The sequence below is a fragment of the Winogradskya consettensis genome (assembly GCF_018332715.1).
GTDB classification, from domain to species: Bacteria; Actinomycetota; Actinomycetes; order Mycobacteriales; family Micromonosporaceae; genus Actinoplanes; species Actinoplanes consettensis.
Window position 1 is genome coordinate 19,652 of sequence record NZ_BOQP01000043.1, and the last position, 24,194, is coordinate 43,845.

A 24,194-nucleotide genomic window follows, 5' to 3' on the forward strand; every position below is an offset into this window, starting at 1 on the left:
CCACGGATCAATGCCGGAACAGACGAACTCCCGTACGTACCAAGGTAATGCCGGTCCGCTGACACTCGGCAAGCACGTCAGCGGACCGGATCGAGCCGCCGGGCTCAGCGATATACCGGACACCGTGCCGTGCCGCCTCCTCGACATTGTCGGCGAACGGCAACGCGCCGTCGGAGACAAAGGCAACGCCGTCCAGCACGCCCGGATCGCGCCGACGCCACCAGGTGTCAACTTTCGCCCCGGCAACCTGGGTGCAGTCCACCCGTGACTGCTGACCGGCGCCGATCCCCAGGGTCATCCCATCGCGCAGGTACGCCACGGAGTTCGACTGGGTGTGCTTGACGACGATGAGTCCGAGGAGCAGATCGTCCACGGCGCCGGCCGGGAGCCGGGGATCGGACACCAGATCGCGGGTCAGCGGGAGGTCGTCGCGGGGTTGGGTGAGGCTCAGGCCGTACACCTCGCGGGTCTCTGTCTGTGGGGGTTGGAAGTCCGGATCCGCCTGCACGACGAGGAAGCGGCCGCCCTTTTTCCTCGACAACGTGGCCATCACCCCCGGCTCGTAGCCCGGGGCGACGATGCCGTCCGAGACCACCCGGCGCAGCAGATCGGCGAGCTCCGCGTCGACAGGCTCGGAAACAGCGATGAAGTCACCGTACGAACTCTTCGGGTCAGCGTCCCGGGCCCGGACGTAAGCGCTGGTCACCGCGCCGGTCGCCGCCGGATCCAGCCCGTGGGTGGCAGCCATGACAGTGTCGATCGGGCCGGCCGTCGCTGCCCCGGCCGGTGAGACGTGCTTGAAGGAAGCCGCAGCGGGGCGGCCCAGGGCATTCGCGGCTTCCTTCACCAGCTGCCAGGCCGCTGCGGCGTCCAGAACGTTGATGTAGGACGGATTGCCGTGCACAAAGCGGAAGGGCACGCGGGCCGGGTCAATCGGCGTTGCTGTCGATGGTTCCTGATGTGGATTCAGGCCGTAGCGCAGTTCCATGGTGCCTCCGATCGCAGAAACGTCTGCTCCGGAAGCGCCCAGGCGGTCGGCGCCAACACGAATGACACGGCCGTTCCCCGGTGGTGCTCCACCTTCGCCAGTAGCGGCCTGGGAGCAGCGTACCGGCCGGTGGTGTCACTCGGTGAGGATGAGGGCGTCGCCCACCGCTCGTTCGGGGCCGCTGCTGGGTTGGTTGATGAGAGTTCCGCGGACCGACATGGCGGTGGAGCCGCCGCCGTCGAGGTTGATGGCGTCGTGGAGGCCGAGTGCCTTGGCGACCGCTGCTGTTTCGTCGAGAGTGGTGCCAACGCTGGTGGTGAGGCGGCCGTCGATGGTGGCCAGGATGATGTCGCCGGTGCGGGTGGTGCCCGCGATGGTCCGGGGGTTGCGGGCGAAGAAACTGTCGGAGCCCGCCGGGACCGCGATCTCGCCGTCGGCGACCAGGCGGTAACGGCCGTTGACACCCTGGAGGTCCGGGGTCACCGGGACGCGGGTGCCGTTCTCGTCCGTCAGGGTCGACGTCTGCCGCAGGCAGCCCTGGGCCAGGGCGAGCAGCGCCGCCGTGTCAGCGCCGGTGGCCTGCAGCGACGATTGGCGTCGGTCGAGGGTCGTGCCCCGGGTGGCGGCGGTTCGCACTACGCAGCCGTGGGCGTCGAGCACGACCTCGACGCCGGCGCCGGACGGGGTTGACGCCGCGAACTCGGGCGTGAAGCGGACCGTGTCACCCGGTGCCGTACATGTGGTCTGATCGGTCAGGTTCTGGCAGGCCTGGGGCACCACCGGTGGGTGGTTGAGAAACTCGATCGGCAGGGCCGCGTGGCTGCGGCGGTTCTGGACGGCGCCGGTCCAGAGCAGCCGGCCGATGAGCACCTTGTTGCGACGCGAATCCACGAGCATGTCGGTCTCGGCTGGGGCGCCCGTCGGCTCGCTCAGCAGGTTTCCGTCGTAGAGGCCGAGGCCCACCGGGTCACCGGGGTAATCGGCGCTGGCGGTGTAGGTGAAGAACGAGGCGTTGACCCCTGCGAGTGCTCCGGCTGCGCGTACGAGATCGGTGGTGGTCTCGGTCCTGGCCAGGTCCGGGCCGTAAGTGGCCCGCAGGTGGATCCGGGACAGGTACGGATCGATCGTCAGCACGTTGATCCGCCAGGGGCCGCGCGTGGTGGAGCCGATCTGGTCGGCGGGCGCGGGGGTGTCGCCGCGCACGATCCGGGTCAGTGTCACTCCGGAGGCCAAAGTCTCGATGGTGCGCTGCTCCGGCAGGTCCGGATCACCGAGAGGAAGTGCCATCGAGGACGCCGCGGCCGGGGTGGCGTACGTGACAAGCACCAGCACCGGAGCGAGAACGGCGGCGATCAGTCGCATGCGACCAGTATCCGGACTCCCCTACGATGCGCCGGTGGCATTGGGGAAGAGAACGTATCGGGTGGTTGATGGGGAGCGGATCGAAGGGACGTGGCGGCATGTCTTCATTCGCAATGGTGGGACGTATTTTCTGAGTGATCTGCTTGTCTTTGCGGACGGGGCGATCTCCTGCTGGGAGTGGGTGGATCTGGACGGGCTTCGCGAGAAGCTGGCGAGCGGGTGGGTTGCCACGAGCCTGGAGGCCGGTGCTGAGGCGTCTGCTCATCATCTGGCGGGCTGGCGGTTCGAGGAGCCGCAGATGTACGTCGACGCCGAGGAGTTGCTCGGGGAGGTCGCTGATGAGATCGACGAGCTGAACGGGCGGCCCGATTCCACGCAGCGTTGCACGATGGCGCTGGACACCTATCTGGCGAGCCGGGCGGAGGCCGATCGGGAGGCGCTCCGGGTGGCCTATCTGGGTATGCCGGCACACATTCGCCGCTATGCGCTCGGTGACATGGACGCGAAGGACGGGCCGCTGCGGGTGCTGTGCACCCCGGTCGGGGAACGCACCACGTGGGACGAGGTCGTCACCGAACAGATGCGCGACCAGGCGTTCGAGTATTTCGCCGACCGCGACCGGTCGGTCCGGAAATGGCGGGAGAACCGGCCGCTGGACGGGCCCGAGCAAGCGCAGAGCCCCACGGTCATGCTCGCGTCGACCCTGGTGAATTTTCCCGCGTCACCCGGAATCCAGGGGCTGCGCAACGAGTGCCCGGTGACGATCACGATCGGCGACAAGGTGTACGCCAGCGCGGTGCACGCGTACTGGTCGCTCGCCACCACGGATGAGCCCGCGCGAGCCGCCATCGCCGCCGCAGGCACTGCTTTTCAGGCCGAACAGGCGGCGGGGAAAGCGCCGATCAGGCCGGACTGGCCAAAGCTGCGGGCCGCCGCCATGCACACTGTCCTGCTCGCCAAGTTCACGCAGAACCCCGCGTTTGCGGAGATCCTGCTGTCCACCGGCGACGCCCGGATCGACTACAACTCCGGGTCCGCGTATTGGAGCGGTGGCGCCAATGGGCGCAACTGGCTCGGGCGGCTTCTCGAGCTGGTCAGGTCGGAGGTTGTCGCGCACCGGGCAGACTTCCTGTGAGGTTTCGCGCGGGTGGCGTACGGTCAAAACAGGGGTATGGCTTCTTTTCCCTCTCGGGCCCGCGGTGCGGTTTCCCGTGGTGCTGACAGCACCTGGCTGGAACATCTGACCCGCGGCGGGCTCGTGGGGTACGGCGTGATCCATCTGCTTTTCGCGTGGCTGATCGTGCGGATCGCGTTCAGTGGCGCGGGCACCGATGGTGATCAGTCCGGGGCCCTGCACCGGCTTGCCGGGAAACCGTTCGGGACGGTTCTGATCGGGCTGATCGTGGTCGGGCTGATCGCCATGGTGATCTGGCAGCTGCTCGAGGCAGTGGTCGGTCAGGAACGGATCATCTCAGTGGGCCGGGCGGCTTTCTACAGCTATCTGAGCTGGTCCGGGATCAAGGTGCTGCGCGGCAAGGACAAGTCCAGCGCCGACATGCAGCAGCAGGCCAGCGAGGATCTGATGACCTCGGGTGGCGGCCGTTTCGTCGTGGCGCTGGCCGGGGTCGCGATCGCCGCCATCGGGATCGGGCTGGTCGTTTTCGGGATTACGAGAAAATTCGAGAAACACCTGAAGCTGCGGGAGATGAGCGCCCACATTCGCAGGCTCACGCAGCGTCTCGGCATCATCGGGTACGCCGCCAAGGGCGGTGCCTACGCGATAGCCGGACTGCTCTTCGTGGTGGCCGCGATCCGGTACGACCCGGACAAGGCGCGCGGGCTGGACGCCGCGCTGAACGCGCTGGCCGGGCAGGCGTACGGTCCGTGGCTGCTGGCACTTGTCGCGCTGGGCTTCGCGGCGTACGGATTGTTCTCGATCGTGCAGTCGCGTTACCGCAAGGTCTGACTTCCGCTGCCGTCAGGCGGCCTTGGCCAGCGCCGGAGAGTACGGCTGACCGGCCCGGTGATGACGCCGGCACAGCACGACGTAGCCCACGCCCGTGTCGGTGTCGCCCACCACGACGGTGTCGCCGTCCCGGACCATCTCCCCGTCGACGACGCGGGCGTTCATCCGGGCCGGCTGCCCGCACCAGCACATCGGATAGACCTGCAGCGCCTCGACGATGTCGGCGAGCACCACCAGCCGCGCCGATCCGGGGAACTGCAGCCCCCGGAAGTCCGACAGCAGCCCGAACGTGAAAACGTCGATGTCGTAGTTGTCCACCAGCGCGGCAAGCTGGTCGACCTGCTCCGGGGAGAGGAACTGCGCCTCGTCGACGATCACGTGGTCGACCCGCTTGCCGGGCCGGTCCAGCACCAGGTCGGTGAGGTCGGTCTCGGCGCCGATCTCCAGCGCGTCCGCCGCCAGCCCGATCCGCGACGACACTATCCCCGTGCCCGCGCGGTCCAGCCGGGTCATCAGCAGCCCGTTACGTCCGCAGGCGGCGTACGTGTGCCGGTACTGCAGCACCATCGTGCTCTTGCCACTGTTCATCGCCGCGTGCCGATAGTGCAGCTGAGCCACCGTACGGTGCCGCCTCTCAGGATCCGGAGCCGGACGCACGTGCCACGGCAAACGGCCTGAATACTACTCATGCAGGTGGCAGCGGTGGCCGGTCGGTCCGGGTGGCCAGATATTGATGCACCGACCGGATCACCGACGACCCTCCCCGACCGCGGCGGCGACCCGTTTCATCGACCCGAGCCGCACGTCACCCGCCGCGAACAATCCGTCCATCGACGTCTCGTACGGCAGCCGCACCCGTTCCGCTTCGACGCCGACATCAGTGATGAGAAATCCGTCTTTGTCCCGCTGAACCTCCGCGGGCAGCCAATCCGTCGCGGGCCGCGCACCGATGAAACAGAACAGCCCGCGGGCCGGCACATCAACACTTTGCCGGGTGTTGTTGTCACGAAGCGTCACCGTCTCCAGATGATCGCCCCCGGAAACTGCTTCGATCACTGTGGACGTCACGACGTCGATGAGCGGATGGGCCTCGATCCGGGAGATCAGATACTGCGACATCGTCTCGGCCAGGTCGCCGCGGCGGATGACAATGGTGACGCGGGTGCAGTGCCGGGCCAGGTAAAGCGCGGCCTGACCGGCCGAATTGCCGCCACCGAGCACCAGGGCCGGCGCGTCCGCGCAGAGACCCGCCTCCAGCTCGGTCGCCGAGAAATAGATCCCCGCCCCTTCGAGCCGAGGCCATTCCGGCAACGGCAGGCGCCGATATTGGGCACCCCCGGCCACGACAACCGTACGCGTGGAAAGCTCAGTCCCGTCAGCAAGCCGAACGGTGAACCCCGCATCCGACCGGGCAATCCCGTCAATCCGGCAAGGGCTGTTCAGCCGAGCCCCGAACCGCTGCGCCTGAAACGTCGCCCGTGTCGTCAGCTCCGCTCCGGAAATGCCGTCCGGAAACCCGAGATAGTTCTCGATACGCGAGCTGGACCCGGCCTGCCCGCCCGGCGCGGTCTCGTCAAAAACGGCGACCTGCAGACCCTCGGAAGCGCCGTACACCGCGCAAGCCAGGCCCGCCGGCCCCGCCCCGACCACAGCAACGTCGTAGAGCCGGTCATCGCCCGCCTCATGCGCCAACCCGAGCGCCTCGGCCAACTGGCCCGGAGTCGCATTCTTCAGAACCCGGTCCGGCGTGATCACCACCGGCAGATCAACCGGTTCCGCCCGCCCGTCAAAAGGAAGATACCGATAGGGCACGGAATTCCGGTTCAGAAACGTGCGCAGAGCCAGCGTCCGCTCCGACATCCCCGCACCGATGACCTCGATCGGCGCCCGCTGCGGCCCATCCGCCAACCGCAACCGCCGCCGCGCGATCATCGCGGCAACGAGCAGATCGGCCAGGTCGGTCTCCCGCTCCAGCAACTCCCGCAACCGGCTGACCGTGATCGCCAGCACCGTCCCGTCAACCGCGGCCCGCGCAGTCACAAAAGGCCGCTGCCCGGTCAGCAGGTTGAGCTCCCCGACGAACATCCGCGCCCCGAACCGCGCGAACTCGACATCATGCCCCTGCGACTCATCCCGGACGTCCACCTCGCCGTCCAGCACCACGACGAGATCGTTGTGAGCGTCATCCGGCGAGTAGACAACCTCCCCCGCCGCCACCGTCCGTCGCCGCCCGTACCCCTGCAGAGCAGCAAGTTGGCCATCAGAAAAAACAGGATTCGCCGCTTCCCCGGTCACCGCCCCATCGTCCCCGACGATCAACCCCCCGTCATCCGTCGTCCGACCGCATCCGACCCCGAGATCCCCACCCTCGGGTCACGGAGGCCGGTCCGGTCCGCGCGGGAACCGGACCGGCCCGAGATCAGGCGGCCGGGGTTTCGGCGGTGGCCACGATGGTGGCGCGGGCGAGGATGTGGCCGGCGATGGTGAAGCCGAGGAAGGCCGGGGTGCCCTCGGCCGGGACGCCGATGTTCTCGACGTCGAGGGCGTGCACGGTGATGAAGTAGCGGTGCGGGCCGTGACCGGCGGGCGGGGCGGCGCCGATGAACTGCGGCAGGCCGGCGTCGTTCTTCAGCTGGATGGCGCCGGCCGGAAGCTCGGCTCCTGCGGGCAGGGTGGTCACGGTGGCCGGGATGTCGGCGACGGCCCAGTGCCAGAAGCCCGACATCGTGGGGGCGTCGGGGTCGTAGACCGTCACCGCGTAGCTCCTGGTGCCCTCGGGTGCGCCGGACCAGGTCAGGTCGGGGGAGATGTCCTGGCCGCCGGGGATGCCGAACGCGCCGGACATCTGGGCGAGGGGCAGCGGGTGGCCGTCGGTGGCCGCGGCGCTCGTGACCTCGAAGGCCGGGACCTGCGGGAGACGGGCGAACGGGTCGTTGGTGGCAGTAGTCATGGTCAACAGCCTGCGACCTGCGACGACGGGCAGGGAGATCCTCCGCATCCTGGTGCCCGGAGTGCCACCCTCAACGGTCGACGCACGGCGCGCCGCCGTAGCAAACTGGGACGGTGCCAGCGCCCAGAGCCATGAACCGGCCCGAGCTGTCCGCGTTCCTGCGGGCGATGCGCGCCCGCGTGCACCCGGAAGACGTCGGGCTGCCGGAGCTGAGCCGGCGCCGGACGCCCGGCCTGCGGCGCCAGGAGGTCGCGCAGCTCGCCGCTGTCAGCATCGACTGGTACATCCGGCTGGAACAGGGCCGGGTCGGCGTACCCGGAACCGCTGTCCTGGATGCGGTGGCCCAGGCCCTGAAGCTGTCGGAGGCCGAACGGCACCATCTGCACCTGATCGCCCGGGGCGAGGCCCCACCACCCCGGCATGTGCCCGCGCCGGCGAGCGAGTCGTTGCGGACGATGCTGCACAGCATGCCGACGACCCCGGCCTGGATCCTGGACTTCCGGTTCGACGTCCTCGCGCACAACGCGGGCGCGGTGGCCCTGTTCGGACCCGGCTTCGCCGTCGGGACCAACACGGCGGAACCCCTCTTCCTCGACCCCGGCGCCCGCGACTTCCAGCTTGACTGGACCCGCATCGCCCGCGAGCACGTCGGTAACCTGCGCGCCAACCTGACCAGGCACCCCGACGATCCCCGGCTCAAGGCCCTGGTCAGCGATCTCCGCCGGTCGAGTACCGATTTCGCCGCCTGGTGGGACGACCAGACCGTGCAGGAACGTACGAACGGCACCAAACGCGTCCTGCACCCGACCGCCGGAGTGATGACCGTGCGCTACGACGTCCTGGCCGTCCAGGACGGCTCCGACCAGCGCCTGTCCGTCATCACCCCCGCGGACTCGGCCGCCGAGAACGCCTTGCGCTCCCTCATCTTCCAGGACCACGGACTACGCGCGGTGAACTGAAACCACTGCCGGCGAAAGCGACAGCGAGCGCGGCGACCCGGGTGCCACCGGTGGTCACCGCGTTGTGGGCCGAGCCGGGGATCTCGCCGGCGCTTCCGCAGCGTGCCAGCGCCGCCGCCTGCTCGACCCAGGAGGCCGGGGCGATGGGGTCATGCTGACCGCGCAGGACCAGGATCGGCGCGGAAACCAGGGGAATCCGGCGGGCCATGCGGTGGGTGACGGCATCTTTGAGGGTACGCAGGACGCGCCGCATTCCGGCCTCGCGGAAATCGGTCAGCATCGCGGGGATCTGCTTCGGGTCCTCGCTGAGCAGATCGCGTGACCAGCGGCGGATCTGGGCGGCTGACGTGGGCGCGGCCGGGTCGACGGTGGGGCCGACGAGGATGAGGGCAGCGGTCAGGTCAGGGCGGCGGATCGCGAGTTCGACGGCGATCTGGCAGCCGTACGAGTTGGCGATGATTTTCGCGGTGGTGATGCCGGTGGTGTCCATCCAGGCGGCGAGCACGTCGGCGTGCTGGCCGGTGGTGAGGACCCGCGGGGTCTTCTCGGAGAGACCGAAGCCGGGCAGGTCGGGGACGAACACCGCGCCGGGCAGCGCAACCGCGGTCGGCATCAGATAGCGGTGCGACACCGCCAGGCCGTGCAGCAGCACCCAGGCCGGTTCGGTGGGGGGCGGGACGCCGCGGCGACGGATGTGCAGACGCAGGCCACGGGCAGTCACCGTCTCGCTGGTGAACCCGTCGGACGGGCGGGGAGCGGCGCGCGTCAGGCGCTCCTCGGCGGGGCTCATCCGGGCCGTCCGTGACAGTCGCATGCCCGCGACTACCCCGTCACAGCCCGGATAGGCGAAAGCGGCGCCGGAAGCTTCCGGCGCCGCCCTCACAGACCGATCAGATGTGGGTACGCCGACGCGGCCGGCCCGCCATGAACAGGCCGGCGCCCGTCACCAGGCTGGCGAGACCGGTCAACAGCACGGCGCTGACGTCCGAACCTGTCGTCGGGAGCTCGCCACCATCTCCGGCGTCCGGGTCGGAACCGGTGTCCGGGTCGTCGTCATCGCCGGACGACGCTGCGGCGACCTTGATGGCCAGGTTCATCGCGCGCGGGGAGCCGTCCGGGGCGACACCCTGGGCGACCGCCGTGTGGGCGCCCGCTTCGAGACCCGGCGGGACGGTGACGGGCTTGCGGAAGTCGCCCCTGCCGTCGGTCACCACGGTGCCGAGGACCGTGGGTTCGGAGTAGATGCTGATCGTGACGGTGGAGTAGCGCGCGAAGCCCGTACCGATGAAGACGACGACCTGGCCGGGCTCAGCCGTACTGATCAGGCCCTTGTCGGTGGTCAGGTCGAGGTTGGTGACCGGCGGGGCCGCCGGCGGCTGCGGGGCGGTGGGGGTCGCCTCGTTGGAGGCGCCGGACGCGTTGCCGGGACCGCTCGTGCTGATGGCCACGACCGTGATCGTGTACGCCACGCCTGCCGTTGCCCCCAGAACGCAGGTGGTCTCGCCGGTTGTCGTGCAGGTCGCCGGGCCGGGCGAAGCAGTCGCGCGGTAGCCGGTGATACCGATGCTGTCCGCCGGCGCGTCCCAGGAGGCCGTGATCGACGAGACGCCGGCCGTTGCCGTCACCCGGCGCGGGGCAGCGGGCGGCGGGATCGTGGCGACGACCGTGAACGAGCGGGTCACGGTCGCGGCGGCGGCGTACTGGGTGTTGCCGGGCTGGGTCGCCGCGATCGTGCAGGTGCCCGCCGTGAGCAGTGTCGCCGCGGCGCCGTCAGCCGTGCAGACCGTGGGAGTGCTGCTCTGGAAGGCGACCGGCAGCCCCGAGGAGGCGGTCGCCTTCAGGGACACCTTCCCGTCCGCCAGCTCCGCGGCCGCGGGCTGGGCGAAGGTGATCGTCTGCGCGGCCGTGGCGACGGCGATGTCGCGCAGGACCGGGGTCGCGGAGGCGTACGTGCCGTTGCCGTACTGATTGGCCTGGATCGTGCAGGTCCCGGCGGTGAGCAGCGTGACCGTCGTGCCGGTGACCGCGCACACCGAGGGGGTCGCGGTCTGGAAGGTGACCGTGAGGCCCGAGGTGGCGGTCGCGGAGACGGCCAGCGTGCCAGCGCTGAGCGCGACCGACGTGGGCGGTGTGAACGAGACCGTCTGGTTCTGCAGCACGGGCGGGTTGGCCGCGGTGACGCCGAACGACCTCGGCACGGGAGTGGCGGCAAGGTAGACGGTGCTGCCGGCCTGGGCCGCGGTGACCGTGCAGGTGCCTGCGGCGACCGGGGTCACCGTGGTGCCGCTGACGGTGCACACGCCTGTCGTGCCGGACGTGAACGTGACGGGCAGCTCGGAGCTCGCCGACGCGGTCAGGGTGGCGGGGCCGCCGACGGTCAGGTCGGCCGGCTGCGCGAACGTCACGGTCTGCTCGAGCTTGGCGGCGGTCAGGGTGGGCAGACAGGCGGGTTCACCGGCGATGCCACCGACGGAATCGAGACATCCGTTGCCGAGTGCCAGGTCGACGGTGGGCAGCGGGATGACGTTCGAGCCGTCGAGGACATGGTCGCCGCTCGTGGTGGCCTTGATCGAGACGCTCAGCCGGCAGCCGTCGTTGCCGGCCCCCAGCGTCGCACCGGACAACACGACGGAAGTGGCACCCGGGGCGGCCGTGGCCGTCCCGTCGCAGGAATTCGAGACCACGCTGTCCGGGCCGACCTCCAGGCCCGACGGCAGGTTGACCGTGTAGCCGAGGCCGGTGGCCGTCGCGGTGGGATTGTCATCGGTCCGCTCGAGGTACAGCTTCAGCGTCGAGGTGGAGAGCACATCGATCGAGGACTGCGAGAAGATCGCGAACAGCGTCGGCAACGTCGGCACGACCTTCAACGTGGCCGAACCGGCGACGTTGTGGACATTGGTGGTCACGGTGATGTTGTCCCCGTCGAGCGGGTAGGTCCCCGACTGCGTACCGGTCACCAGCACCGAGAAGTGGCATCCCGTGTTGCCCGCGATGATCGTCGCCGCGCTCAGCTCGATCGTGGAGTCACCCCGGCCGGCGCTCACCGTGCCGTCGCAGGTGAGGGTGTTGTTGTAGTCCTCGATCTCCAGGCCGGTCGGCAGGGCGAACACGAAGCCCAGATCGGTCGCGGCATCCTGCGTCAAGGAACGGTTCAGGTAGAACGTGAAGACGGTCGCCCGGTGATCCTCGATCTCGGTGTCGAAGACGGCGAACGTCAGCGTCGGCGTGTCGCCACACGTCGACCGGGCCACCAGGCACAGCGCGGTCGCCTTGGCGAACTTCTGCGCCCGCACCGACTTGGCGGTGACGGCCGGCTTAGCAGCGGCAACCGGCTTAGCAGCGGCGACCGGCTTGGTGACAGCGGCCGGCTTGGTGACAGCGGCCGGCTTGGCAGCGGTGGGAGAGGCCGCGCCGGATGCGGGGGCGGCAGCGGCCGGGGTGCCCGCGCCGATGCCTACCGCCAGGACCGCGGCGGCCAGGACGCCCGACCAGGCCGGGATTCTGGTGCTCAGCGTGGAGCGCGGTCGTTTGAACCTCACCATTCGGACATCCCCCGAGAAAGATCACGCCGTTACCGCACGGCAGGTTTGTCCAAAATATAGGACTAAAGACTGTATTTGCCCTAAACGGCAGATAGAGCAGCAGGAAAGCCACCACTTTCGATCCGTACCAAGCCGATGGTGAATCTGGTTCGAATCGCTTCCGTTGGTGTCCGGGTGACGGATGGGGCGGTGCGGAGACGGTGGCGACCAGGAGCGAGATCGGGGTGGCGTTCGGGCCCGGGCCGATGACCGTGGCCGGGCGCTATCGGCTGATCGCGGTGGTGGGCACGGGCGGGATGGGACGGATCTGGCGGGCGCACGACGAGCTGCTCGACCGCGTGGTGGCCGTGAAGGAGCTGTTCGCGGGTGGCGACCGGCAGGAGGCCCGGGTCCAGGTCGAGCAGGAGGCGGCGGCCGCTGCCCGGCTCGACCATCCGAACGTCGTACGCGTCTTCGACGTGGTCCGGGCGACCGGGCGGTCGTGGATCGTCATGGAGTACGTGCCGTCGCGCTCGCTGCACGAGGTCGTGACCCGCGACGGCCCGCTGACCCATCGCGAGGCGGCCCGCGTCGGCCTCGCCGTGCTCGACGCGCTCACCGCGGCGCACGACGCCGGGCTGCTGCACCTCGACGTGAAGCCGCACAACGTCCTGATCGCCGATGACGACCGGGTGGTGCTCACCGACTTCGGGCTGGCCATGGACGCGACCCAGGAGAAGGGGCCGATGCTCGGCTCCCCCAACTACGTCGCGCCGGAACGGGTCCGTAACGGCAGGGCGGGCGTGAAATCGGATCTGTGGTCGCTGGGCGCGACGCTCTACGCCGCGGTCGAGGGCCGGCCGCCGTTCAGCCGGCCGAGCGTCAAGGAAGCCCTCGCGGCGCTGCTCACCGACGACCCCGACCCCACGACCCGCCCCGGTCCCCTGCACCCGGTCATCGCCGGCCTGCTCACCCGCGACTCCGCGAAGCGTCCCGGCACCAAGGCGACCCGGGCCGCCCTGCAGAAGCTGAGCGAGCGGGCAATCGGCATCGTCGCCGTCCCGCTCCCGCTCCCCGCGGTCGCTGTGGAAAAACGCGCCACCCCCAAGCGGACCAAGGTCGTCGTCGCGGCGGTCGGTTCGGTCCTGGCCGTCGCCGCCGCAATCACTTTCTCGGTACGCACGGAGCCCGCCGATCCCGCCCCCGACTCCGCTTCCACCTCCATCTCCGCCTCCGCCTCCACCTCCGCCGAAGCAGCGGCCGGCGCCCCGAGCGTCGCGCTCGTGAGCTGCGCGGCGATGACGGCAACCGGGAGACCCGCGTCCACCACCGGTTTCCAGGTCCCGATCCCCCAGGGCTGGACCCGCACCAGCACGCCCGACGGCACCGTCTGCTTCAGCGACCCGGACGGCGCCCGCACCTTCACCGTACGCAGCATCCCGCCCGTGACCGGCGACCCGTTGCGGTACTGGGAGACGGCGGAAGCGGCGAGTGCGCTCACGGCGTACCAAAGGATCTCTATGGGTGTGTTGCTCGTGACCGGCGGCGGAGCCGACTGGGAGTTCTCGTGGCAACCACCGGGCGGGCCTCGCCTGCACAGCCACAAAGTGCTGGTCGCGCGGAAGTTCGAACTGACCTGGACCACCCGCGACCAGGACTGGAATGCCGGCCTCAGCACCCAGCGCACCTTCCTGGACGGCTTCCGCGACCCCACCAACTCCGCGTCACCGTGGGCCGTCCCCGGCCCCGGCCCTCGCAAACAATAAGGAGAACCCCCGTGAAACCGTCCCGGACCCTGCTGGCCGTGCCCGCAGCGATGGCACTGCTGTTCGCCGTCCCGACCGCGGCCCACGCCGACGAGAGCGTGCACGTCCAGCTCGACCCGCTGAACAACTCCGGCGCGTCGGGCACGGCCACTCTGACCGCCACCGACCGCGGCGACCTGAAGATATCCATCCGCTCCCAGGGCCTGGTCCCGAACTCCCCGCACGCCCAGCACCTGCACGGCTCCACCGGCGGCATGGACTTCCACTGCCCCGACATGTCCGCCGACACCGACGGCAACGGCTACGTCAGCACCGAGGAGGGCATGCCCGTCTACGGCGACATCTTCGTCTCGCTGACCACCAAGGGCGACACCTCCAAGGCCAGCGGCCTCGCGGTCGACCGGATGCCGCTCTCGGACGCCAAGGGCAACCTCGCCTACAACCGCACCATCCCCGCCGCCGATCTGCCCGACGGCACCATCGCCCACCTCAAGGACCTGCACATCGTCGAGCACGGCATCGACGCGAACAACAACGCCAAGTACGACATGGACGGCCTCGGCGAATCCACGCTCGCCAAGTCCGCCGGCCTGACCGGCATCCCCGAGGAAGCCACCGACCCCGCCACCTGCGGCATGGTCTCCGGCGCCGCGGCCGGGTCGGTCCCGGTCGGCGGGGTCGCCACCGGTGACGGCAGCACCCGCAACGACGGCAGTGGGATGTATGCCCTCGGCATCGCGCTGCTCGGCGCTGCCCTGCTCGGCGCCGCGTTCCTCGGCCGCCGGCGGATCTTCGCCGATTCGGTTGTGCACAATTTTGTTGTGCACAACAAAGTTGTGCGCAATTTAATTGCACACAACTCCAGCGCACGCAACCGAATCAACGACGAGCGCTGATCATGGTGCGGCGCTATCTGCTCTCGGCCCTGGTCCTGCTCTGCACCATCGCCGGCGTGACCGCGATCGTCCGCGGCAGGTCGGAAGCGCGGCCGGCCGAGCCACGGATCGCCGCCGCCCCCACAGTGAGCGGCACGGCAACGGCACAGCCGGGCGGCTCGGCAGCTGCCGCCGCGACGACGGGCGGGGCGGCAGGGACCGGCGTGCTGACCACCGGGCCGTTGATGAGTACGGCGGCGCCGACGCGGGTGTCGATTCCGGCGCTGAACGTGTCCGTGTCGGTGATCGGGCTGGGTCAGCAGGCGGATGGCAGCATGGCGGTGCCGGGGGACGCGAAGACGGTCGGGTGGTACACGAAGGCGCCGACGCCCGGCGCCCTCGGCCCCGCGGTGCTGGCCGGGCATGTCGACTTCAAGAAGCGGCCGGGTACGTTCGCCCGGCTGTCCACCCTGAAGTCCCATGACACGGTGACCGTGGAGCGCGAGGACGGCAGCATGGCGATGTTCGCCGTGACGAAGGTGGAGCGGTATCCGAAGGACAAGTTTCCCTCGGATGCCGTCTACGGAGCCATCAACTATGCCGGGCTACGCCTGATCACCTGCGGTGGTGACTTCGACAGCACGGCGGGTCACTACGAGGACAACATCGTGGTGTACGCGACGCTCACGATGGCGCACCCAGCGACGTCATAGCGCGTACGAACTCCGCGGGCTGTTCGAGGTGGCCGAAGTGGCCGCTGTCCTCGAGCGTCACCAGGCGCGAGCCGGCAATGCCCTCGTGCAGCATGGAAGCCCATTGTGGCCCGCAGATGAAGTCGTGCGCGCCGACGATCACCACGGTCGGGACGGTGATCTCGCCGAGCCGGTCCCGGACATCGAACGGGTCGTCCGGATCTGTCGGCCGGGCCCACGCCCGCACGGCCAGACGGAACGGCTCGAACTCCTTGCGCCGGTTCCAGAAGTCGGCGAAGTAGACCGGTAGTGCGGCCTGCAACCCCGCGCTGAACTCGTCGTCATCGATCGCGCCCGTCGCCCGTTGCAGGGCGGCGGGCACCTCCGCGGCCTCCGGCTCGGACGGATACCGGGCAGGGTACGCGGCCAGCCCCTCCATCGCGGCGGCCCAGAACTCCGCGCCGGTCACCGGTGACGTGTCGTAGAGGGCGAGGCCCGCGACGCGCGACGGGTGGTCGAGGGCGTAACGCTGGGCGACGAACCCGCCGTGGGAGTGGCCGAGCACGTACACGCGGGGTTCGCCGAGATGGTCGACCACGGCGGCGAGGAATCGGGCGTACGTGTCAAGGGTGTAGGCCGGCAGCCGACCGGAACCGCCCGTGCCGACGGGTTCGAGGTAGACCATCGTGAAGTGCTGTTCGAGCTCGGGTGAGCGCAGGTAGGCGTAGTCGATGCCGGGGCCGCCCGAGTGCGCGACACAGACCGGGCCGTGACCGGCGACGTGGTAGACCTGCCGGACGCCTTCGAACTCGAAGTGGGACGTGCGCATGATGTTCCGATCGGTAGACGATGTGACCGGACCGGACGCGGCTACCCCACCGGAAGTTCGACGGCGGGATGAAAAAGTTTCAACCGGCTCACCCGGCCACCCCGCAACGTCTGCAGCCACACCGCGCCCGGCGGGCAGTGCGCAGGATCGTCCGGCGGGCTGATCAGCTCGACCTCCCAGATGAGCAGGTCGTCAGCAGCAGCGACGTTCAGCAGCCGCTGCCCCACCCCCGCGGACAGGTCACCAGCCATCCCTCGAACGGCGAAGTCGCGGTCGCCGCGCAGCCCACCCGGCGCGATCATCTCGGCGTCGGGGTGCCACAGCTCATCGACGACCCGGTGGAAATTTCCGCGCATCGCCGCTGCCAGCGCATCTTCGGCTTCCCGCCGGCGCGAGCGCGTGCGGGCCCCGGCGTCCGGATGGGCGGCCTCCGCGGTGGCCCGCAGGCACTCGGTCAGTTTGCGACGGGCATGGCTCAGCCTGCTGCGCACGGTCCCGACCGGCAGATCACAGACAACCGCAATCTGTTCGTACGCCGTGACTCCGCTGAAATACCGCAACATCGTCACAAGCCGATCAGCCGCGGACAACGTCCCGATCGCGTGCCACACCCAGTCCCTCAGCGCCCCACGCTCGATCGTCTCAGCCGGGTCAGCGAGGTCGTCCGGCGGCAGCATCCACTCCGGATCAGCGACGGGAAGCGCACCATTGGCACGCAGCCTCGTCCGGCAATTGTTGCGCACAACGGCCTTGAGCCAGCCGCCCACCGCACCCGGGTCCCGCACCTCGCCGATGCGGCGCAGCGCAACCAGCATCGCGTCCTGAACAGCGTCCTGAGCATCAGGCCCGAACCCGAGCAGACTCAGCGCAACCGCCCGCATCCCAGCCTCGTGCCTGCCCAGCAGCACCCCGAGCGCACCCGCATCACCCGCCTGAGCAGCCCTGACCAGCTCCACGTCATCCACCGGCCCGATGCTATCCCCCTCCCCCAACGCATCCCGACGACCGAGTGGCCTGCCCCACATTTATGGAAGTGGATCTTCGGACGGCCGTTGCGGGCCGGAAAGTGTCGAACCCCGGGTCGAAAATCGTCCTCATGTACCGGCTCGGGCTACCGACCGGCCAGGCCGTCGCCGAGGAACTGGGCGTCACGTCGCTGACCCCTGACTTCGACCGGACCTCCTACCTGAACCAGACCAGCTGGTCCCCGGTCGACGGCGTCCGGTTCCCGGACGGCAGCCCGGTCAATTCGATCGCTGACTTCCTGCGTTTCGCCGGTGTCCTCTGATCCGGTAGTCAGCGGGCGGCCCGGGCGTGCCGCGGCCGGGTCTGCGGGAAGATCGCGGGATGAGGTTTCGAGGGGAACTGCAGGCGACCGGCGGGACGACCACCGGATTCCAGGTCGGCGACGACGTCGTGGCGGAGCTGGGTGGCGGGGGTCGTCCCAAGGTCGTGGTGACGGTCAACGGGTACGAGTGGCGGGGCTCGATCGCGAAGATGGGCGGCGCCTACTGGCTCGGGGTGAGTGCCGAGCGCCGGGGTGCGGCGGGGATCGCCGCCGGGGAGGTGCATGACGTGGACGTCGTGCTCGATGCCGCGCCGCGGGAGGTCGAGGTGCCGGCCGAGCTCGCGGCGGCGCTGGCGGCCGTCCCGGAGGCGAAGGCGTTCTGGGACGGCCTGTCCGCGAGCAACAAGAGCTGGCATGTGCTGCAGGTGACCGGGGCGAAGACCGCGGAGACCCGCGCCCGGCGCATCGAGAAGTCGGTCACCATGCTCAGGGCCGGGAGGGCCCGCTGACTACTTCACGCGGCTGAGGGTGGAGCCGACCAGTTTCTGCCAGTCGTTGGAGAAGTCCGGGTTGGCGCTGGCGGCGGACTTGCCCAGGCGGTAGATGGCGTACTGGTCGACGAGCAGGACGTTGTCGCGGGTCAGGGCGACGACGGCGATGTCCGCGGTGGCGGCGTGGGCCTTGTCGTACTGCTTGTTGCGGAGGGTGACGAAGCCGTTCCAGGCGCCCTGCCCGAGCGTGGTGGTCTTCGCCGTCTCGATGTACGCGGGTTCGTCGCGGTCGCCGGTCTTGGCGGGTTTCTGCACGCTCGGCGGGCAGGCGTCGGCCACCGCGCGCAGGGTCGCGAGGGCCGTGGCGGACGAGATGGCGTCGTCGTAGACCAGGGCGTGCTGAGTCAGGCTCTGCACGCCGCCGGTGCCCTCGTCGGACAGTGTCGCGGAGACCACCGACGGTTTGCCGGGCACCGCGGCCGCCGCGGTGTCGGCGCCGCAGACGCTGACCAGCTCGGCGGGTGCCGCCGACTCGCCCGGGTCTTTCCAGGTCGGGCCGATGTCGGCGGCTTTGAGCAGGGCGGCACGCATGGTGTCGACGCTGATGACGTTCTTGTCGGGCTCCGGTGTGTCGTCCGAGGAGCAGCCCGCGAAGGCGGCGACGGCAAGGACGGTGACAACACTGCGAAGCACCCGGCCAACCTGAAGCATGCGGCCATGATGGCAGACGCACGGCCGTAACCGATCGTAACCACCACAGTGTGCCGCGACGGTTACGAGCCGTGCATCCATAGCCCTCGAAGGGCCTCAGTCGCCGAGCGGCGCCAGCAACTCCTTACGCCCCTCGAAAGCGAACAGGAGCAGATCGACCATCCGGAACGTACGGTCGTCAGGGCCCAGCGTCGGCTTCCATGCGGGGTCCCCGACGATCGAGACGCGGCTGCCCTCCATGGCCCGGTGGAACACCTCCGCCACGATCCGGCCGCCGACCCCCGTGAGCCGGCCGCCGTTGAGCTCCGCCTCGCGCAGGACGTAGAACCACAGTGGCGTACGCGTGGCGAAGATTTCCCGCTCCCCGTCGGTCAGCGTGTCGAGCACCGCCCCGCCCGCGCCGCCGAGGATCTGCTCGCGGGTGAGCTCCGGGATGTCCAGCACGTCGGCGAGCTGCTGACCGGTCGCCAGGTTGACCATCCCGGCCCGGACGAGGTTGCGGAAAGCCAGGTTGAGCTGGACCGGCGGCGGGTTGGTACCCACCCCGCCGAACGAGCCCTTGGGCAGCGAGGCGAGCGGGTTGACCAGCAGCGTGTCGATCCGCTGGGCCTTGTTGACGCCGTTCGGGCCGGTCAGGTCGTCCCGACCGGCCTCGGTGAAGTCGTAGAAACGGCGCCAGTCGACCGCCCAGTTGGTGGGCAGCCGCTCGAACAGCCCGGTCTCCGGGTCACTGACGTCCGGGCCGAACGGGTCGAAGTTGCCGCTCGTGCCACTGAACGTGAACAGCAGCAGCAGGCTCCCGGCCCCACCGGCGAAGATCCTGTTCCAGTCGTACGCGGCCCGGACCATGCTGTGACCCAGCCGGTACGCGGCGATGGAGAACTCGATCGGCATCGTCGGGTGGTCGCCCGCCTTGAGATGCCGGATGCCGTTCTCCGTGCTGCCGTGCGCCGGGATCTCGAAGATCCTGCGCCCGTTGGCGAAGACGTCGTCCACGATGGCCGGGTCGACGATGCGTGGCAGGAAGTCCGTGCGCAGCATCCACTGGTAGTGCCGCACGACCAGCCCCCTGGCCCGGCGGAACAGCACCTGGCTGGGCACACCCTGATCGGCGAGCTGGTTGACCACCTGGTTGTGGAAGCGGATGAACGCCAGGTGGGTCTGGGCCACGACGAGATTCTCGTCGTTGCGCGGGTCCGGGATCAGGGCCCGCTGCCGCTCGGCCTTCGTCGAGCCCTGGGTCACCCGGGGCAGGTCGTAGCCGTTCAGGTTGACGTTGGTGCCCTCACCGGCGATCGCGGCGGTCTGCCCGACCCGCAGCTTGACCTTGTCCGGCGCGTAGAAACGGTCGTCGTCACGGTCGTCCGGGCCACGCCCGTAGAGCGAGTCGAGGTCGAGCGCCGGCGAGCGGCCCTGCAGCAGGTCGTTCACCGTGACGTGCTCCCCCAGCGCCGTCGCGGTGTTGTCCAGGGTCAGGTCGTGATCGACGAACTGCCCCAGATAGGTGAACCCGGCCGGGACGACCGGGTCGGCGACCGGCTGCACGGGCGGCGTACCCGTCGGCACTGCGGTCATTGCTCTTGCGATCTTCTCCAGCAGTGCTGGATCGAGAGTGTCCCCCTTGGGCCCGATCCGGGAGAACCGGAACTTGCGGAGCGACGCCTCGGTGGACGGTCGCTCGCAGATGCCGTTCTTGCCGTCCGTGGTCAGAATTCCCTCGCCGACCACGTAATAGTTATCGCGCGTATGACGCTTCACGATGAGTACCCTTCGCCGCGGCGATCCACCGCCCGCCCGGCATCCGGGCGGGCGGCGGGACGCGTCCCCCTCGGCGCGTCCAAGGACAAGAGGCCAGGCCGCAGCCCTGTGATGCCTGTTGTCGGCTTCCTGACCGGCCCGCTCTAGGACCCGACCTGGTTGCGGCCGGCGCGCTTCGCCTCGTAGAGGTGGCGGTCCGCCAGGATCATCGCCGCCGGCAGGTCCTCCTCGGCGCGGACGATGGCCAGGCCGAGACTGATGGTCACGCTCAGACCCGGCTGCAGACCCTCCCACGGGTACGCGGCCACTTGCGCCCGCAGCAGTTCGCACCGCGCCCGGGCGTCCTCGAAGTCCACGCCGTCCAGACCGATCAGGAACTCCTCGCCGCCGAGTCGGGCCACCAGGTCGAGGTCACGCACGTTGTCGCGCAGCACAGCGGCGATCTGGCGCAGCACCTCGTCACCGACGAAGTGGCCGAAGCGGTCGTTGACCCCCTTGAACAGGTCCACGTCGGCGATCGCCACACAGAGCGGGCCACCCGAGGCCACCATTTCCGGCAGGCGTAGCTCGGCGAAACGACGGTTCGGCAGCCCGGTCAGCGAGTCCTCGGTCGCCTGGCGCTGCCAGCTCAGCGTCGCCACCTCGAGCTCGGCGCTGCGGACCCGGGCCAGCTCGGCCTCCAGCCGCGCGTTGTCCAGCTCGAACTGGTGCACGGCCATCCGGGCGCGAGCGGCGGCCACGTCGTTGTGCGCGGTCCGTTCCAGCAGGTGGTACGCCTTGTAGTGCCCGAGCGCCGCCGCGAAGTTGCCGACCTGCTCGTACGCCTCGGACAGCTCCCGGTGGATCTCCATCGCCATCGGCGTCTCGCCCGCCTCCACGGCCCGGTCCAGCGCCTCCAGCAGCCCCTCGATCGCCTTCGCGCACTCGCCGCGCATGAGGCGTACGTGTGCCTGGTGCTGCAGCGCCGCCGACTCCAGCGACCGGTATCCGTGGATCGCCGCGATCGCCCGCGAGTCCTCGATCATCCGGTCCGCGGCTTCGAAGTCGTAGTCGAGCGCCCGCAGCATCCCGTAGTTGTCCAGGCAGATCGACTCCCGGAACGGGTGCCGCGCCTCGCGGGCCAGCCGCAGCGCCTCGTCGACGTATCCGAGGGCGTTGCGCAATGTCTCCCGCGCGCCGTCCGCGTCGCCGTTGGCCCGCTGCCGCGGAACCTGGTAGACCGCGTTGTCGCCGAGGTTGTTGAGGATGCAGAACCGCGCCTCGACATCCATGCCCTCGGCCATGCTCAGGGCCCGCATCAGGTAGTCGGTGCTCTGCTCGCGGTTACCCATGCTGCCGTGCACGACGCCGGTGCGGTTGTGCACCCAGTAGAGCAGGTCCCGGTCACCGAGCCGCTGGGCGATCTCCCGGCCGCGCGCCAGCGCCTCGAGCGCCTCCTCGTGCATGCCGAGCCCGTTGAGCGGCATCGCCTGCACGGTGAGGACCTCGCAGATCCCGGCGTCGTCGCGCAGCGTCTCCAGCACGGCGACGGCCTCCCGGCACGCGGTGACCGCGGCCTCCTGCTCGCCGAGCCGGATCAGCTGATTGGCCATCGAGCGCAGCGCGGCGGCCTCGCCGGCAGCGTCACCACAGACCCCGGCGAGCTTCGCCGCCTGCCGCGCGAGCTCCGACCCGGCCCGGTAGTCACCGCGCAGCCGGGCCTCCTCGGCCTGATCGAGCAGCGCCGCCACCTGCACGGCCGCGGCCATGACGGGGGGCTTGGCGATACTCGTGGCGGTCACGTCGCGGACTATCGCCCGCGCCGGCCCATGCTTGAGTGAAACGCACTACCCATCTGCAACCCTGCCGTTCGCAACCCTGCCGTTCGCAACCCCGCCGTTCGCAACCCCGCCGTCCGCAACCGTGGCCGCGCAGCCGTCGCGGAAGTGTTTGGGTGAGTAGCCGACCACCCGGCGAAACGCGGTGCTGAAGGCGCTCTCGGATTCGTAGCCCGTCGCGGCGGCCAACTCGGAAATCGACCGGGTGTTGCGGCACAGGGCGTCGCGGGCGAGCTTCATCCGCCACTCGATCAGGTACTCCAGGGGTGCGGACCCGATCTGGTCCTTGAAGGTCGCGGCGAACGCCGAGCGGGACATCCGGCCGACGCCGGCGAGCTCCTTGAGGGTCCAGCGGTGCGCGACATCCGCGTGCATGGCGCGGAGCGCGGCGCCGATACCGTCGTCGTTGAGGGCTCCGAGCCAGCCGGTGGGCCGGTCGGTCCGCTCGGCGTGGGCGCGCAGCGCGTGCACGAACAGAATCTGCACGAGGTGGTCCAGGACCAGGGAACTACCGGCGGCATTGTGCTCGACCTCGGCGGTCAGCAGTTCGGTCACATACGCGAGCTGCTTGTTACGCGGATCGGCTGCCGGGACGTGCACGAGCTGCGGCAGCACGTCGATCAGCATCGACGCGTTGGACTCGTCGAACCAGAAATAACCCCCGCACAGGTACGTGTCCTCGTCCGCCTCGGGCCCGATCCGCACCACGCCGTTCGAGGCGGTCTCCCACAACTGCTCCGCGGCGTACGACGTCGCGGTGAGGCTGCTGGCCATGAGGTACGCCGACGGGTTGGTCAGCAGGAAGATGTCACCCTCACGCAGCAGCACGGGCTCGTGCCCGTCGATGGCCAGCCAGCACTCACCCCGCACGACACCCCCGATCTTCACGTGCGGAAACGCGTCGTACCGCACCGCCCACGACCCGGCGGCATGGAGCCCGGCCTCGACCACGGTGCGCGGCCGGAGCAGTCCGATGGCCGCCGCGATCGGGTCATCGTGCCCGAGCGGCGCCACCCCAGCACTGGACGATTCAGCGCGGGACAATCCGGCTTTGGATGACACGGCTCTGGACAATCCGGCTTTGGACGATGCGGCCCTGGACAATCCGGCTTTGGACGATGCGGCACTGGACGATGCGTAAGTTATTCCGGATTCCACGTTATGGATCGTACCGCTCCTGCGGGCGACGATCGATTCCATGACCACTACGAAGAAGACGGCACTCGTCACAGGCGCCAACAAGGGCATCGGATTCGAGACCGCACGCCAGCTCGCGCAGCAGGGTTTCACCGTCTGGCTGGGAGCCCGCGACCGCGCACGTGGCGAGGCCGCGGCGCAGAAACTGGCTGGGGAGGGCGATGTTCGATTCGTCAGCCTCGACCTGACCGACCCGGACAGCGTTCAGGCAGCCGCGGCACACGTCAGCGACACGACCGGCGCACTCGATGTGCTGGTCAACAACGCGGCCGTGGCGTTGGGCAAAGAGGAGGGACCGGCCAGCACCATCAGCACCGACACGATCCGGCGCACCCTGGACGTGAACTTCTACGGCACACTCCGGGTCACCCAGGCATTCCTGCCGCTCGTGCAGAAGGCGCCGGCGGGGCGCATCGTGAACGTCAGCAGCACCATGGGGTCGGTCTCCACGCTGGTGTCCCCGGGCAACCCGCTCGGACAGTACGGGACCAGCTACGCCTACTCCACGTCCAAGACCATCGTGAACGCGCTGACCGGTCAGCTCGCCGTCGAGCTCAGCGATACACCGATCAAGGTCAACTCCGTATGCCCCGGCTACAACGACACCGACATGAACGGCAGCACCGGCGCCGGCCAGCACCCGTCCGAGGGCGCAAAAGTCGTCGTCCGAGCCGCCACGATCCCCGCCGACGGCCCCACCGGCACCTTCTTCGACGTCAGCGGCCCGGTCGGCTGGTGAGCCCACCCTTCCCCACTCCCCGACCCGGCGGCTCGGCGAGTCGGCGAGTCGGGGAGTCGGCGACTCGGGGAGTGGGGAAGCTGGTGGGAAGCCGGATCGGTGAGTCGGTAGGCCGGTGAGTCGGTAGGAAGCCGAGTCGGGGAGTCGGTAGGTCGGTAGGAGGCCGGGTCGGGGCTCGGTAGGTCGGCAGCAAGCCGGGTCGTGAGTCGGCAGGTCGGCGGGCCGGGCCCGGGCAAAGCGAGGCCGGTCAGAGCAAGACCGGTCAGAGCAAGACCCGTCAGAGCA

The 24,194-nt window shown here is 69.5% G+C and carries 22 protein-coding genes and 1 riboswitch; of the genes, 9 read left to right on the forward strand and 13 right to left on the reverse strand.

The features are described 5' to 3' along the window. Nucleotides 1-7: 7 nt before the first annotated feature. A complete protein-coding gene (locus Aco04nite_RS35065; RefSeq protein ID WP_213001536.1) occupies nucleotides 8-988 on the reverse strand; it encodes a hypothetical protein in 981 nt (326 codons plus the stop codon). 29 nt (nucleotides 989-1,017) lie between these two features. Next, nucleotides 1,018-1,103: riboswitch (ZMP/ZTP riboswitch) on the reverse strand. 20 nt (nucleotides 1,104-1,123) lie between these two features. After that, on the reverse strand, nucleotides 1,124-2,344 hold the full coding sequence (locus tag Aco04nite_RS35070; RefSeq protein ID WP_213001720.1) for a phosphodiester glycosidase family protein: 1,221 nt from the start codon (nucleotides 2,342-2,344) through the stop codon (nucleotides 1,124-1,126). Between the two features lie 40 nt (nucleotides 2,345-2,384). On the opposite strand from Aco04nite_RS35070, the gene Aco04nite_RS35075 reads away from it, so the two are divergent. Next, nucleotides 2,385-3,485, forward strand: a complete 1,101-nt coding sequence (locus Aco04nite_RS35075) for an NADAR family protein (RefSeq protein WP_213001537.1) — start codon at nucleotides 2,385-2,387, stop codon at nucleotides 3,483-3,485. A 36-nt stretch (nucleotides 3,486-3,521) separates the two neighbouring features. Next, nucleotides 3,522-4,316, forward strand: a complete 795-nt coding sequence (locus Aco04nite_RS35080; RefSeq protein WP_213001538.1) for a DUF1206 domain-containing protein — start codon at nucleotides 3,522-3,524, stop codon at nucleotides 4,314-4,316. 12 nt (nucleotides 4,317-4,328) lie between these two features. Here the strand turns inward: Aco04nite_RS35080 and Aco04nite_RS35085 are convergent, their stop codons facing one another. The 3 genes from Aco04nite_RS35085 to Aco04nite_RS35095 form a co-directional block, all read right to left on the reverse strand. Next, nucleotides 4,329-4,934 carry a thymidine kinase gene (locus Aco04nite_RS35085; protein ID WP_244876518.1) on the reverse strand — a complete coding sequence of 202 codons (606 nt, stop codon included), beginning with the start codon at nucleotides 4,932-4,934 and terminating at the stop codon, nucleotides 4,329-4,331. A 129-nt stretch (nucleotides 4,935-5,063) separates the two neighbouring features. After that, nucleotides 5,064-6,611: an FAD-dependent oxidoreductase gene (locus tag Aco04nite_RS35090; protein ID WP_213001539.1), complete on the reverse strand. Its 1,548-nt coding sequence runs from the start codon at nucleotides 6,609-6,611 to the stop codon at nucleotides 5,064-5,066. A 124-nt stretch (nucleotides 6,612-6,735) separates the two neighbouring features. Continuing rightward, nucleotides 6,736-7,266 carry a YbhB/YbcL family Raf kinase inhibitor-like protein gene (locus tag Aco04nite_RS35095; protein ID WP_213001540.1) on the reverse strand — a complete coding sequence of 177 codons (531 nt, stop codon included), beginning with the start codon at nucleotides 7,264-7,266 and terminating at the stop codon, nucleotides 6,736-6,738. Nucleotides 7,267-7,379: 113 nt separating this feature from the next. Between Aco04nite_RS35095 and Aco04nite_RS35100 the strand changes: the two genes are divergently transcribed. Further along, a complete protein-coding gene (locus Aco04nite_RS35100; RefSeq protein ID WP_213001541.1) occupies nucleotides 7,380-8,225 on the forward strand; it encodes a helix-turn-helix transcriptional regulator in 846 nt (281 codons plus the stop codon). Here Aco04nite_RS35100 and Aco04nite_RS35105 read toward each other — a convergent pair. Beyond that, nucleotides 8,188-9,039 carry an alpha/beta fold hydrolase gene (locus Aco04nite_RS35105; protein ID WP_213001542.1) on the reverse strand — a complete coding sequence of 284 codons (852 nt, stop codon included), beginning with the start codon at nucleotides 9,037-9,039 and terminating at the stop codon, nucleotides 8,188-8,190. The genes Aco04nite_RS35100 and Aco04nite_RS35105 overlap by 38 nt on opposite strands. Nucleotides 9,040-9,115: 76 nt before the next feature. Beyond that, nucleotides 9,116-11,767, reverse strand: coding sequence for a fibronectin type III domain-containing protein (locus tag Aco04nite_RS35110; RefSeq protein ID WP_213001543.1), 2,652 nt, complete (start codon nucleotides 11,765-11,767; stop codon nucleotides 9,116-9,118). Between the two features lie 200 nt (nucleotides 11,768-11,967). Between Aco04nite_RS35110 and Aco04nite_RS35115 the strand changes: the two genes are divergently transcribed. The 3 genes from Aco04nite_RS35115 to Aco04nite_RS35125 are packed head-to-tail and all read left to right on the forward strand — an operon-like array spanning nucleotide 11,968 to nucleotide 15,100. Continuing rightward, nucleotides 11,968-13,512 carry a serine/threonine-protein kinase gene (locus tag Aco04nite_RS35115; protein ID WP_244876519.1) on the forward strand — a complete coding sequence of 515 codons (1,545 nt, stop codon included), beginning with the start codon at nucleotides 11,968-11,970 and terminating at the stop codon, nucleotides 13,510-13,512. A gap of 11 nt (nucleotides 13,513-13,523) precedes the next feature. Continuing rightward, entirely contained in the window at nucleotides 13,524-14,408 is an 885-nt protein-coding gene (locus Aco04nite_RS35120; protein WP_213001544.1) for a GVDTG sorting domain-containing protein, read from the forward strand. A gap of 2 nt (nucleotides 14,409-14,410) precedes the next feature. Next, nucleotides 14,411-15,100, forward strand: coding sequence for a class F sortase (locus tag Aco04nite_RS35125; protein WP_213001545.1), 690 nt, complete (start codon nucleotides 14,411-14,413; stop codon nucleotides 15,098-15,100). On the opposite strand, the gene Aco04nite_RS35130 is transcribed toward Aco04nite_RS35125, so the two are convergent. Beyond that, complete coding sequence (locus tag Aco04nite_RS35130) at nucleotides 15,072-15,908, reverse strand: alpha/beta fold hydrolase (protein ID WP_213001546.1); 837 nt, start codon at nucleotides 15,906-15,908, stop codon at nucleotides 15,072-15,074. The genes Aco04nite_RS35125 and Aco04nite_RS35130 overlap by 29 nt on opposite strands. Nucleotides 15,909-15,949: 41 nt before the next feature. Then, nucleotides 15,950-16,873 (reverse strand): RNA polymerase sigma factor, encoded by a 924-nt coding sequence (locus tag Aco04nite_RS35135; protein WP_244876520.1) that lies wholly within the window; start codon nucleotides 16,871-16,873, stop codon nucleotides 15,950-15,952. A 68-nt stretch (nucleotides 16,874-16,941) separates the two neighbouring features. Here Aco04nite_RS35135 and Aco04nite_RS35140 point away from each other — a divergent pair, with 68 nt between their 5' ends. Next, a complete protein-coding gene (locus tag Aco04nite_RS35140; protein WP_213001548.1) occupies nucleotides 16,942-17,196 on the forward strand; it encodes a hypothetical protein in 255 nt (84 codons plus the stop codon). Nucleotides 17,197-17,255: 59 nt separating this feature from the next. Continuing rightward, nucleotides 17,256-17,705, forward strand: a complete 450-nt coding sequence (locus Aco04nite_RS35145; RefSeq protein WP_213001549.1) for a YdeI/OmpD-associated family protein — start codon at nucleotides 17,256-17,258, stop codon at nucleotides 17,703-17,705. Here Aco04nite_RS35145 and Aco04nite_RS35150 read toward each other — a convergent pair whose 3' ends face one another. The 4 genes from Aco04nite_RS35150 to Aco04nite_RS35165 all read right to left on the reverse strand — a co-directional run bounded on the left by Aco04nite_RS35150 (nucleotide 17,706) and on the right by Aco04nite_RS35165 (nucleotide 22,987). Beyond that, nucleotides 17,706-18,398, reverse strand: coding sequence for a hypothetical protein (locus Aco04nite_RS35150; protein WP_213001550.1), 693 nt, complete (start codon nucleotides 18,396-18,398; stop codon nucleotides 17,706-17,708). A 96-nt stretch (nucleotides 18,399-18,494) separates the two neighbouring features. After that, nucleotides 18,495-20,156, reverse strand: a complete 1,662-nt coding sequence (locus Aco04nite_RS35155) for a peroxidase family protein (RefSeq protein ID WP_213001551.1) — start codon at nucleotides 20,154-20,156, stop codon at nucleotides 18,495-18,497. 143 nt (nucleotides 20,157-20,299) lie between these two features. Then, the gene (locus tag Aco04nite_RS35160; protein ID WP_213001552.1) at nucleotides 20,300-21,937 is read right to left on the reverse strand and encodes a GGDEF domain-containing protein; all 1,638 of its coding nucleotides are present in this window, start codon (nucleotides 21,935-21,937) and stop codon (nucleotides 20,300-20,302) included. A gap of 45 nt (nucleotides 21,938-21,982) precedes the next feature. Then, nucleotides 21,983-22,987, reverse strand: a complete 1,005-nt coding sequence (locus Aco04nite_RS35165; RefSeq protein WP_213001553.1) for an AraC family transcriptional regulator — start codon at nucleotides 22,985-22,987, stop codon at nucleotides 21,983-21,985. Nucleotides 22,988-23,171: 184 nt separating this feature from the next. On the opposite strand from Aco04nite_RS35165, the gene Aco04nite_RS35170 reads away from it, so the two are divergent. Continuing rightward, nucleotides 23,172-23,909, forward strand: a complete 738-nt coding sequence (locus tag Aco04nite_RS35170) for an SDR family oxidoreductase (RefSeq protein WP_213001554.1) — start codon at nucleotides 23,172-23,174, stop codon at nucleotides 23,907-23,909. Nucleotides 23,910-24,194: the final 285 nt, after the last annotated feature.